The organism is Bacillus cereus (assembly GCF_002567495.1).
Classification (GTDB): Bacteria; Bacillota; Bacilli; order Bacillales; family Bacillaceae_G; genus Bacillus_A; species Bacillus_A cereus_AQ.
In genome coordinates, this window is sequence record NZ_NVAP01000005.1 from 224,663 (window position 1) to 237,312 (window position 12,650).

The following is a 12,650-nucleotide window of genomic DNA, read 5'->3' on the forward strand; positions in this document are numbered from 1 at the left end:
GAAAATGAAGTTTTTACCATATAGTAGCGGCATCATCAACAGGCTTTCACAGTCATTCATATACCGAAAAAAGCAGGCTAAATCCATCATTCCACTATAACATAAAGTGAAACGTTAATCTGTGAGTACTACTCGTTATAAGTTGAACGAATTAGGATAATCCAAATCGGAATGGGAGGTATACATCTTTGAACCGAAACTTACTATATATGATATTACGACTCATATTTGTCATTGTGGCAACGGTAGCTGGGTTCTATGCATTACTATACATGTCAGGGCTTATCTATCCTTTTATTATCGCTTTTGCATTTGCTTATTTGATTAATCCTGTCGTCAATTTCCTTAATCAAAAACTACAATTTCCTCGTGCACTAGCAGTACTCGTTAGCTTAATTCTCGTATTTGGAGCTATCGTTGGACTTGTTACATATCTTGTAACTGAAGCAATATCTGCCACAACATACTTACTACAACTTGTTACAGTAAAGTTTCCAGATATCGTTACATTCGCTCAGCAATTTGCACTTAATCATATTATGCCTCTCTACGATGATTTAATCTCTAAATTTAATCATCTTGGAGAACCCCAGCGCTATACAATTACACAAAACATTCAAAACTTAGGAACAGAAGCAACGACACAAATGAAAGAACTTTTAACCGCCATTATAAGTGGGTTAACGAATTTCATTAGTGCATTGCCAACAACTTTAACTGTCCTTGTATTCATTTTATTAGCTACTTTCTTCATTAGTTACGATTGGCACCGTCTTGCTCAGAAAGCAAGAAATTTGCTACCGAATCGTGTACATGGATACGGAAAAACTATTTTTGTCGATTTAAGAAAAGCTTTGTTTGGTTTTGTGAAAGCACAACTTACACTCGTATCTATGACAACCGTCATTGTACTAATCGGACTTTTAATATTACGCGTACCATACGCCATTACTATTGCGATTATTACAGGAGTTGTAGATTTACTACCATATTTAGGAACAGGCGCGGTCTTCGTTCCATGGGTTATATACGTATTTTTCACTGGCGATACCGCATTCGCCATTGGTCTTCTCATTTTATACATCGTCGTGATTGTCCAAAGACAAATTATGGAGCCGAAAGTACTTTCATCTAACATCGGTCTCGATCCATTAGCAACACTCGTCGCTCTATTTGTCGGCTTTAAGCTTTTTGGCTTTTTAGGATTAATCATCGGTCCAGTCACCTTAGTACTACTTAATACATTACACAAAGCAAATGTCTTCCATGACTTGTGGAAATATATTAAAGGTTCACCTTCAAAATAACAGTTTCTAATTCATACAAAAAATCAAGCTATAATCAGTGGGAAATTCCCACTGATTATTCCTTTTACCTATTTTTCACACTACTCACACGCAACAAGAGAATTACCCAGAAAAAGGATAATCCTCTTGTTTTTTTGCATAAAAAAACACATATTCTAGCTAAAAATACATTTTTATTCTATTTCCTCTATAATTATTACTTACATTTATTACTTTTTATGTAAATGAATAAATATACAAAACGGCATAAAATACGACTTCAACTACCCCCGTCTCTTCTCTTATATGACTTCTTTACACTAATCGTTCCTTTATATACGAAAGCAAAACTTTAATTCAGCATCCTGACTCTTACCTAACCTCTTTGCTCCAACCTAGCTTTGAGATAGAAATTTTACAGCCCACAAATAGTACGGTAAAGCAAAACTTCAATCAGAAAGCCCCTCCTCTTACAAGACAAAAAAATAGTGCTTAGATTGCTATAATCTAAGCACTATTTCTGAATGATAATAGTAGAGTTCTTTCTAAATTTCCATTCCATCCACTTCATAACAAGCGGCTTCAATAAAGCTCTCGTAATAGGGATTACACAGATAAAACCCAGTACATCTGTCACATATCCAGGAAGTACCAAAAGAATACCCCCTATAAATACAAAAATGCCATCTAGTACTGCCTCACCCGGCATTTCCCCTCTATTCAGCTTAGTTTGAATCTCCCCAAGCACTTTAAACCCTTGTCTTTTCGCCAAATACACACCTACAACACCTGTAAATACAATCATAGCGAACGTAGACCACAAACCTATTACATGACTTGATCCAATTAAGACCGTAATCTCAATCGCCGGTATTAAAATAAACAAGAATAGTAACCACTTCATAGTTCTACACCTCTCTCACAGCTCACTTTTAACGCCCTCACAACGCCTATATACATCATATGAAATATAGATACCCTTCCATATTAAAACTCATAACAAACAGCTTTTAAAAGCAATTCTAGGCGTTTCCAGCTAATTTTATCTCGTTTTTGTGTAAAAAAAAAGAGAAGGACTCCGATCCTTCTCTCCGTATTACTTATAGCACTTCCGCATGTCCATTATAAACAATTCCGCGTGCCGCATCAACTGTTACTTCTTGGCCATTTTTTAAAGTTGCTGTTACGCCGTTTACACCAACGATAACAGGAATACCGATTGATACACCTACAACAGCTGCATGGCTTGTTAAACCGCCTTCTTCTACAACTAAAGCAGCAGCTTTTTCGATTGCAGGAATCATATCTTTATCAGTGCTTGTTGTAACAAGGATATCACCTTCGTTTACGTTCGCTACAGCTTCAGCAGCTGTTTTCGCTACAACTACTTTACCTTTTGCAGCTTTACGACCGATTCCTTGTCCTTTAGCAACTTCTTCACCAACAACGTGGATTTTCATTAAGTTTGTTGTACCAGTTTCAGCAACTGGAACACCAGCAGTGATTACTACAGTATCTCCAAGTCCGATTAGACCTGCATCCATACCTGTTTGAATCGCAGTATCTAACATTTCGTCAGTAGACGCTGCACGTTTCCCAGCCATAAACGCTTGTACACCCCAAACAAGTGCAAGACGACGTCCTACTTGCTCATCAGATGTTACAGCTACGATTGGAGATTTTGGACGGTATTTAGAGATCATTTTCGCAGTATGTCCACTTTCTGTTGGAGCTACGATTGCAGCTACATCAAGAGCAAGTGCTGTGTGCGCAACAGATTGGCTAATTGCATCTGTAATTGTTGGAGTGAACTCTTTAATACGTTTTTTGAACATATCTTCATATTGTAATGATTTTTCAACACGTACTGCAATGTTAGCCATCATTGTTACTGCTTCTACAGGGTATTGACCCGCAGCAGTTTCACCTGAAAGCATGATTGCATCTGTTCCATCGAAGATTGCGTTTGCTACGTCACTTGCTTCCGCACGAGTTGGACGTGGGTTACGTTGCATAGAATCTAACATTTGTGTTGCAGTAATAACTGGTTTGCCTAATACGTTACATTTTTTGATTAGACGTTTTTGTACTAACGGTACTTCTTCTGGTGGAATTTCTACACCCATATCACCACGAGCAACCATTAAACCGTCAGAAACTTCTAAGATTGAATCGATGTTGTCGATACCTTCTTGGTTTTCGATTTTTGGTACGATTTGGATGTATTGAGCGTTATGCCCTTCTAATAATTCACGAATTTCTAATACGTCAGATGCTTTACGTACGAAAGATGCTGCAATGAAATCAACTTTTTGCTCGATACCGAAAATGATATCTTGTACGTCTTTTTCAGTGATACCAGGAAGCTTAATGCTTACGTTTGGTACGTTAACACCTTTTTTATTTTTTACAGTTCCGCTGTTAAGAACTTTTGTACGGATGTTTCCGTCAGCTTTTTCGATTACTTCTAGCTCGATAAGACCGTCATCGATTAGAATGCGAGAACCTGGGTCTACATCATCATAAAGACCAGCATAAGATACAGAGAACTTCTCTGCAGTACCTAATACTTGCTCAGTAGAAAGAACTACTTCTGCACCTGTTACAAGCTCAGCTTGTCCGTCTACGAAGTCGTGAGTACGGATTTCTGGACCTTTTGTATCAAGTAAGATACCAACTGTTTTACCAGTTTTCTTTGAAGCTTCACGAATGTTTTTAATACGAGCACCGTGCTCTTCATGGCTACCATGAGAGAAGTTTAAACGAGCAACGTTCATACCAGCTTCCATTAATTGTTCTAATTTCTCAATACTTTCACTAGCAGGACCTATAGTACATACAATTTTAGTTTTACGCATATTGCACCTCCGAAAATTATGAAACCGTTCCCAAATATCCGACATTACGCCGATTAGATGGATAATTCTTTAGATAATTGATACATATCTTTATCGATTGTATGCTTTTGAGCTAACGCCTCGATAATGTCATGATCAACAAGTTTATTATCTTGAATACCTACACAGCGTCCACCTTTACCAGCAATTAATAGCTCAACTGCTCTTGCGCCAAGACGACTTGCTAATACACGGTCTTGTGCACTTGGTGATCCACCACGTTGTACGTGACCTAATACAGTTACACGAGTATCAAAGTTTGTTGCTTCTTCAATGTGTTTACCGATGTCAATCGCACTTCCAACACCTTCAGCTACAATGATAATACTGTGTTTTTTCCCACGTTCGCTACCGCGTTTTAGACGAGCGATTACATCATCCATGTCATACTCTTCTTCTGGAATTAAGATCGTTTCTGCACCATCAGCTAAACCAGCCCATAATGCGATATCTCCAGCATGACGTCCCATTACTTCGATAACATATGTACGTTCATGAGATGTAGCTGTGTCACGGATTTTATCAATTGCATCAATAACAGTATTTAAAGCTGTATCAAAACCAATTGTGAAGTCTGTTCCAGGAATATCATTGTCGATTGTACCTGGTACACCAACACATGGGAATCCTTGTTCAGTTAATTTTTTAGCACCTTGGTAAGAGCCATCTCCACCAATAACAACAAGTCCTTCGATACCGTGTTTCTTTAATTGCTCGATACCTTTTAGTCGTACTTCTGGGTCTTTAAACTCAGGACATCTTGCTGTATATAATTTCGTACCACCGCGGTGGATAATATCGCCAACAGAACCAAGTTCTAATTTTTCAATGTGACCAGAAATTAATCCAGCGTATCCATGGTAAATACCATATACTTCAATATCATGGAAAATCGCTTTACGAACAACTGCACGAATGGCAGCATTCATACCAGGTGAATCTCCACCACTTGTTAATACACCAATACGTTTCATTTGTACTCACCTCATAAAGATTATTTGCCTTATAATAAAATAACACGAAAAAATATAAAAACACAATGGAGAAGATGTGTCTTTTCATAATAAAAACGTGCATTCGCGAAGAGGAACGCACGCTTTTCTTATTTTATCCCAATGGAAGCGTTTGAAAACGAAACTTGCCCAATTTTCATATATTTTTCATAACGTTTTTCGATTAATTCATCTTTCGAAATTCCGTTTAATTGTTCAAAAGTTTTTCTAATCATTAAGTCTATATTTTCTGATTGTTTCAAAAGATTACGGTGAGCTCCACCTTTTGCCTCTGGAATAATTTCATCAATTACACCTAATTCTTTCAAATCTGCTGCTGTAATTTTCATTGCTTCTGCAGCTTCCTTCGCTTTTCCTGCATCTTTCCAAAGAATTGCCGCTGCACCCTCTGGTGTAATAACAGAATAAGTGGAATTTTCTAGCATATGAATGTAATCTCCTACTCCAAGACCTAGCGCACCACCACTACCACCTTCACCGATAACGATACAAATAACTGGTACCATTAAACCTGCCATTTCAAATAAATTGCGGGCGATAGCTTCACTTTGACCACGTTCTTCAGCAGCTTTACCAGGATAAGCTCCTTTCGTATCAATAAAACAAATAATTGGACGATTGAACTTTTCCGCCTGCTTCATTAAACGCAATGCTTTTCGATATCCTTCTGGATGAGGCATTCCAAAGTTACGGCGAATATTTTCTTTCGTATCTTTTCCGCGCTGATGCCCAATTACAGTTACAGGCATCCCTTTATATTTCGCAATGCCGCCGACAATCGCTGCATCATCGCCAAATAGACGATCTCCATGACATTCAAAAAAATCAGTAAATAAGTGCTCAATATAATCGAGCGTTGTCGGTCGTTCTGCATGACGAGCAATTTGCACACGGTCCCATACTTTCATATTACCGTATATATCTTCCTCTAAATTTTCTAGCTTGTCTTCCAAAATACGAATCTCCTCACTGAAGTCCATCTGGCTGTTTTTCGTATAGTCTTTCAGTTCACGAATCTTATTTCTTAGCTCAACAACTGGTTTCTCAAATTCTAGCTCTGCCATACAGCCATTTCCCCTCCTTGATGAACTTCTAAAATCTTGCGAAGTGATTCTCTCATATCATCACGATGCACCACCGCATCTAATTGACCATGTTCTAGTAAGAATTCTGCCGTTTGGAAATCTTCAGGTAGCTTCTCACGCACTGTTTGTTCAATTACACGTCTACCAGCAAATCCGATAAGTGCTCCTGGTTCTGCAAGATTATAATCACCAAGTGAAGCGAAACTCGCTGAAACCCCGCCCGTCGTTGGGTGAGTCATAACAGAAATAAATAATCCTCCTGCATTACTATGCTTTTTCAAAGCTACGCTTGTTTTTGCCATTTGCATTAAACTTAATATACCTTCTTGCATACGGGCACCACCCGAAGCAGTAAAGATAATAAATGGAACTTGTAAGTCGTATGCCTTTTCAACCGCACGGGCAATTTTTTCTCCTACTACAGAGCCCATGCTCCCCATTCGAAAACGAGAATCCATTACTGCAACAACAACAAGCATGTCATCAATTGTTCCTTCACCAGTTACAACCGCTTCGTTCAATTCAGTCTTCTTACGATCGCTCTCTAGTTTCTCTTCATAACCTGGAAACTCGAGTGGATTTAATGAAACCATTTCTTTGTCATACTCACGGAATGACCCTTCGTCCAATATACTATCAAGACGTTCCCATGCATTCATAGGATGATGATATCCACAATTCACACATACTTTTAAATTTTTTAGAAGTTCTTTCGTATACATGATTTTTTTACATTCCGGACATTTTGTCATAACGCCATCTGGTACATCTCTTCGTACTTGTTCTGAAGGTATTGCAGCGTACTTTTTCTTTTTCACGAATAAATCTCTTAGCACAATTTGACCCCCTTCGTTGAGAGCTAAGGTTAGCGCAAGAAGAAAATGGGGCTAACACCAAAGTTTGATGTTAGCCTTATCTTCTCAATCTGTCTAATAACCTCACTCTTTACGTTTAACTTTAACCGCTAAGCGGTAGAATGTTTGTCATAACGTGTCATGGTCATTTCGACAAATTTTATACATTACGAGTGAAACTGTATATTTTCTACTAATTCATCGTAAATTTTTAGTGCATCATTTTCTTGTTTTTCTTCCAAAGCAACATAAAGTTTTCTATACATATCGATAGAATCTCCTGAAACTTTACAAGAAAGAGTTGCTACGTAATCATTTACGATCATCCAAATGCGATATAGTAAATAATTATCGACTTGTTCAATAAGTGTTTTAAAGAACGTTTGATGAAGCGTTGGAATTGAGCTTTCATTTTCTTCAAGTACTTGATGTAATCTACTCAGTACTTTAGAAAACGTTTCTTTCGGTAAATTACATACAATCCGAATCATATCTTTCTCAAGCAATCGTTTCGTTTGTAATAAATCACGAATTGTTTTCTCATCTTGCAGTAAGAACGGAGCGATCAATTGGACAAGACCGTTATCGTAAAAGTTTCGAATAAACGTCCCTTCACCACGTCTCGTTTCAATCAATCCTACCAGTTCTAAAGCACGCAATGCTTCTCTTACAGAGGAACGTCCTACGTTTAAGCGTGAACTTAACTCACGCTCAGACGGCAAACGATCCCCCGCTACCAATCCATCCTCTTCCATAATGGAACGGATTTTCTTTACAATTTCGAGATATACTTTTGTATTTGATGATGTCAATGGAAATTCCTCGCTTATTCTTTACCAATCAGCGCTAATTGTTTTGTTTTTTCAGCGATCTCATTTGGATCTACTTGACGGCGAGCTACTCCTGTCTCCATTGCTGCTTTCGCAACGTAAGCCGCTACTTGAGGCGCTACACGCGCGTCAAATGGTGCCGGAATGATATAGTCTGCATTTAACTCATCTTCTGCTACAAGCTCAGCAATAGCCTGTACAGCTGCCATCTTCATTTCTTCGTTAATTTGTGTCGCATGTACGTCAAGTGCACCGCGGAAAATACCAGGGAACGCCAGTACATTATTTACTTGGTTCGGGAAGTCAGAACGACCTGTTCCAACAACAGCTGCGCCCGCTGCTTTTGCCAATTCTGGCATAATTTCTGGAACCGGATTCGCCATTGCAAAAATAATCGCAGCGTCATTCATAGTACGAACCATCTCTTCTGTTAATGCACCTTCTGCAGATACACCAATAAATACGTCCGCACCTTGTACAACATCAGCTAAAGAACCTTCTATACGATTCTTATTTGTATATTTTGCAACTTCATCCTTCACCGGATTCATACCCGTAGGACGACCATCATAGATTGCCCCTTTACGGTCACACATAATAATGTCGCGTACACCATAGCGATATAAAAGTTTAATAATTGCAATACCTGCTGCACCTGCGCCATTTGCGACAACTTTAATGTCAGACATTTTCTTTCCAACTAATTTCAGTGCATTTACAAGACCTGCTACTGTTACGATAGCTGTTCCGTGTTGATCATCATGGAAGATAGGAATATTTGTTTCTTTTTTCAAACGCTCTTCAATAATGAAGCAGTTTGGTGCTGCGATATCTTCTAAGTTAACGCCGCCAAAAGTTGGCTCCATTAATTTTACAGTTTCAACAATTTTATCTACATCGTTTGTATTTAAGGCAATCGGGAATGCATCTACACCAGCAAAGCTCTTGAATAATACAGCTTTACCTTCCATTACTGGAAGAGATGCTTCAGGTCCAATGTTACCAAGACCAAGTACAGCTGTTCCGTCTGTCACAACTGCTACCATATTTCCCTTCATTGTATATTCATATACCTTACTTTTATCGTCATAAATTTCTTTACAAGGTTCTGCAACCCCTGGAGAATATGCAAGACTTAAATCTTTTGCATTTTCTACTTTTACTTTTGATACAGTTTCTAATTTTCCTTGATGCACTTTATGCATGTGAAGTGCTTCTTCACGAAGTGTTGACAAACTATCCACTCTCCTCAAATTATTCTAGCTGATATCAATTTCTCCAAGTGGTCTGACCACGAACACTACTACTATAATAATCGAAGTGTAGGGAAATTGTCCATTATATTTTCACAACTACATTTTCTTCCCCGACAATTTCACGAAGTGCTCCTAAACATTCTTCACTTGGATGAATCGATAAACTTCGAGATAATTGTACCATTTTATGTTCCTTTTCATAATAAATTAGTACTTTCGCAAAACCTGAATAGTCGAACAATATTTTTGTAACCTGATTTAAAAGCTTTTTCTCATACTGAGACGGCAATTTCACGTAAACAGATGCGTCTTTCTTTTCTTCATAAACATCCATTTCCTCTAGCGGATATAGTCCATTTACAATCCATTGTAGCTTATGATTTCTTAGCTCAATCGTACCGTCAACTAAAACAATTGCGCCTTCTTGTAACTTATCCGAGAAATGTATATACGTTTCCGGGAAGAGGACCGCTTCCATTTCATCATTTTGATCACAGAATGTAATAAACGCCATCTTTTGAAACTTCTTCGTACGAATCACTCTCACACTTGTTATATACACAATAGCTCTTTGTACTTTTTTCTTATGTCGCATCGCCTGCGCGAGAGATGGAATTTCTAATTCTTTTGCTAACTTCACATACTGCGCTGTCGGATAACTTGATAAATAAAAGCCAAGTGCTTCCTTCTCCTTATTTAGTTGTTCAATAAAAGATAGCTCTTCTCCTTGTACGTATTTTGATTTTGGAACAGCATCTCCTAAATCACGTGCGAGATTTGCGTACTCTAACGCCCCTTTAAGACTTTTCCATAAATTCGTTCTCGAAACACCAAAATCATCAAAACATCCCGACCAGACGAAAGCTTCTAAATTGCGCTCTGTTACAAACTTTGACGGCATACGGAGACAAAATTCAAATAAATCTTCAAACATTTTTTTCTCTCGTTCTTCGAGTAACGCCGTCACTGTAGCCATTCCAATATTTCGAATTGAAAGTAAGCTGTAACGTATCGCATTCCCTTCTATTTGGAAATTGTAACCACTTCTCTGGAGAGACGGCGGCAAAACGTGAAAACCTTTCCGCTTCGTTTCTCGTATATACTGTACAATTTTATCTTCATTTCCAATTGCACTTGATAATAGTGCCGTCATAAATTCCAGCGTATAGTTCGATTTCAAATAGGCAAGCTGATATCCGATCATACTGTAAGCTACAGCGTGACTTCGGTTAAAACCGTAATTCGCAAATCTTACAATTAAATCGTAAATTTTCTCGGCAGATGTCTCATCATAACCATTTTGCAAACACCCTTGTACAAAATGCTTACGTTCCTGATCTAAAATATCACGATTTTTTTTACTCACTGCACGGCGCAGTAAATCTGCTTCTCCGAGCGAAAACCCTGCTAACTTCGATGCAATTTGCATAATTTGTTCTTGGTATACAATTACACCGTATGTTCTTTCTAAAATTGGCTTTAAATCCGGATGTAAATATTCAATTTTTCTTTTTCCATGTTTCGATTCAATAAAGGTCGGTATCTGTTCCATCGGCCCCGGTCTGTATAACGAGTTAACAGCTACAATATCTTCAAACTCATTCGGTTTTAACCCGCGAAGTACATTTCGCATACCACCTGACTCAAGCTGGAATACACCTGTTGTATCCCCTCTCCCTAATAATTGGAACGTCTTTTCATCTTGAAGAGGTAAGTTTCTTATATCGATTTCTTTCCCTGTTTTGTTCGCGATAAATTTTATAATGTTTTCAAGTAACGTTAAATTACGTAATCCTAAAAAGTCCATCTTAAGCAACCCAAGTTCTTCTAATGCATCGGCTGGGTATTGCGTAACATAAACATCGTTATGTCCTTCTTGAATTGCTACACTGCCTGTTAACGGTTCTTGGCTCATAATAACGCCAGCTGCATGAATAGACGTATGACGTGGTAAACCTTCTACACGTTTTGCAATTTCAAACACACGCTCATGCAGAAGATTCCCTTGTATAAACTCACGAAGTGATTGTGATTCTTCATATGCATCTTTTAACGTTATACCGAGCTTCGATGGAATAAGTTTTGAAAATATATCAATGTCTCGCGGCGGAAGCCCCATTACACGAGCAATGTCTCTAATTGCTGCTTTTGCTGCAAGCGTACCAAACGTTACAATTTGTGCAACACGGAGCTGACCATATTTATCTTTCACATAGCGAATCATCTCATCACGTCTTACGTCTGGAAAATCAATATCGATATCGGGAAGCGTCACACGTTCAGGATTTAAAAACCTTTCAAATAATAGATCGTATTCAATCGGATCAATATCTGTAATTTCTAATACGTATGAGACGAGTGAACCAGCTGCCGATCCACGACCTGGTCCTGTTAAAATGTGATTTTCATGTGCATACTTCATAAAATCCCATACGATGAGGAAATAATCACTAAACCCCATACGAGAAATAACATTTAACTCATGATCCAAACGCTTTATATGCACTTCTTTCGGCGCATCATATCGTTTCCGCAAACCTTCTTCACAAACACGACGCAAGTACATATCACTCGTTTCATTAGACGGAACAGGAAACTTCGGAAGTTGATTTACATGGAACGGTATTTCTACTTGGCAACGCTCGGCGATTTTTATTGTATTTTGGATCGCTTCCGGTGCATGGGAAAATAGTGCTTCCATTTCATCCGATGACTTTAAATAATATTGATCTGTTTTCAGCCTCGGCCTATCTGGATCAGTCATTTTCGTTCCACTTTCAACAGATAGTAAACATTCATGAACAAGCGCGTCACTTTGATTGATATAGCGCACATCGTTTGTTGCAACGACTGGAATATTAAACCTACTAATAAATTCAGGTAGTTTCTCTTGTAAAAGCAACTCGTCTTGAATCGCATGATGCTGCAAACTCATATAAAAATGGCCGAACATATTTTGATATGTGCGAGCTACTTCTTCAGCCTGACTCTCTTTGTCTTCTAGTAATAATTGTTCAATTTCGCCATCTTTACCTGGTGAAATAGCAATTAACCCTTTCGCATAATGTGCAAGCCACTTCTTAGGAATACCATCTTTGGACTTTGTCATAATGCTACTAGAAATCTTTAATAAATTTTGGTAGCCTATTTCATTCTCAGCAAGTAATACAAGTGGATAAGACCTTTCCTCTTCTTCACTAAAAATAGAAGCGGTTAATCCAATAATAGGCTGTATACCATATTTCTTACATGCTTTATAAAACGGAATAACTCCATACATAACATTTTCATCCGTAATAGCCAGCGATGAAAAACCGAGTTCTTTCGCCCTGACTACAAGCTCATCAATTTTACAAGCACTTTTTAATAAACTAAAAACGGTTTGACATTGTAAATGCACAAACTTCACTGTTGTACCCTCTCTTTACC

Annotated in this window: 9 protein-coding genes; 1 reads left to right on the forward strand and 8 read right to left on the reverse strand. The window is 38.1% G+C overall.

What is annotated here, in order from left to right:
* Nucleotides 1-188 precede the first annotated feature (188 nt).
* Nucleotides 189-1,307, forward strand: a complete 1,119-nt coding sequence (gene ytvI / locus COK05_RS02905) for a sporulation integral membrane protein YtvI (protein WP_098611382.1) — start codon at nucleotides 189-191, stop codon at nucleotides 1,305-1,307.
* A 493-nt stretch (nucleotides 1,308-1,800) separates the two neighbouring features.
* Here ytvI and COK05_RS02910 read toward each other — a convergent pair whose 3' ends face one another.
* The 8 genes from COK05_RS02910 to dnaE form a co-directional block, all read right to left on the reverse strand.
* Nucleotides 1,801-2,190 carry an FxsA family protein gene (locus COK05_RS02910; protein ID WP_098611383.1) on the reverse strand — a complete coding sequence of 130 codons (390 nt, stop codon included), beginning with the start codon at nucleotides 2,188-2,190 and terminating at the stop codon, nucleotides 1,801-1,803.
* A gap of 196 nt (nucleotides 2,191-2,386) precedes the next feature.
* Nucleotides 2,387-4,144: a pyruvate kinase gene (gene pyk / locus COK05_RS02915; protein WP_098611384.1), complete on the reverse strand. Its 1,758-nt coding sequence runs from the start codon at nucleotides 4,142-4,144 to the stop codon at nucleotides 2,387-2,389.
* Between the two features lie 53 nt (nucleotides 4,145-4,197).
* On the reverse strand, nucleotides 4,198-5,157 hold the full coding sequence (gene pfkA / locus COK05_RS02920) for a 6-phosphofructokinase (protein ID WP_000821156.1): 960 nt from the start codon (nucleotides 5,155-5,157) through the stop codon (nucleotides 4,198-4,200).
* 128 nt (nucleotides 5,158-5,285) lie between these two features.
* The gene (accA, locus tag COK05_RS02925; RefSeq protein ID WP_098611385.1) at nucleotides 5,286-6,260 is read right to left on the reverse strand and encodes an acetyl-CoA carboxylase carboxyl transferase subunit alpha; all 975 of its coding nucleotides are present in this window, start codon (nucleotides 6,258-6,260) and stop codon (nucleotides 5,286-5,288) included.
* On the reverse strand, nucleotides 6,248-7,117 hold the full coding sequence (gene accD, locus COK05_RS02930) for an acetyl-CoA carboxylase, carboxyltransferase subunit beta (RefSeq protein ID WP_098611386.1): 870 nt from the start codon (nucleotides 7,115-7,117) through the stop codon (nucleotides 6,248-6,250). Before accD ends, accA begins: the two co-directional genes overlap by 13 nt.
* A gap of 185 nt (nucleotides 7,118-7,302) precedes the next feature.
* Entirely contained in the window at nucleotides 7,303-7,947 is a 645-nt protein-coding gene (locus COK05_RS02935) for a FadR/GntR family transcriptional regulator (protein WP_098611387.1), read from the reverse strand.
* Nucleotides 7,948-7,961: 14 nt separating this feature from the next.
* Nucleotides 7,962-9,170 carry an NAD(P)-dependent malic enzyme gene (locus COK05_RS02940; RefSeq protein WP_176539407.1) on the reverse strand — a complete coding sequence of 403 codons (1,209 nt, stop codon included), beginning with the start codon at nucleotides 9,168-9,170 and terminating at the stop codon, nucleotides 7,962-7,964.
* A gap of 133 nt (nucleotides 9,171-9,303) precedes the next feature.
* Nucleotides 9,304-12,630 (reverse strand): DNA polymerase III subunit alpha, encoded by a 3,327-nt coding sequence (gene dnaE / locus COK05_RS02945; protein ID WP_098611389.1) that lies wholly within the window; start codon nucleotides 12,628-12,630, stop codon nucleotides 9,304-9,306.
* Between the last annotated feature and the right edge of the window lie 20 nt (nucleotides 12,631-12,650).

Coding starts and splice junctions, on each gene's coding strand:
- COK05_RS02910 (WP_098611383.1), bottom strand. CDS start 2,190: ATGAAGTGGTTACTATTCTTGTTTATTTTAATACCGGCGATTGAGATT.
- pyk (WP_098611384.1), bottom strand. CDS start 4,144: ATGCGTAAAACTAAAATTGTATGTACTATAGGTCCTGCTAGTGAAAGT.
- pfkA (WP_000821156.1), bottom strand. CDS start 5,157: ATGAAACGTATTGGTGTATTAACAAGTGGTGGAGATTCACCTGGTATG.
- accA (WP_098611385.1), bottom strand. CDS start 6,260: ATGGCAGAGCTAGAATTTGAGAAACCAGTTGTTGAGCTAAGAAATAAG.
- COK05_RS02940 (WP_176539407.1), bottom strand. CDS start 9,170: ATGCATAAAGTGCATCAAGGAAAATTAGAAACTGTATCAAAAGTAAAA.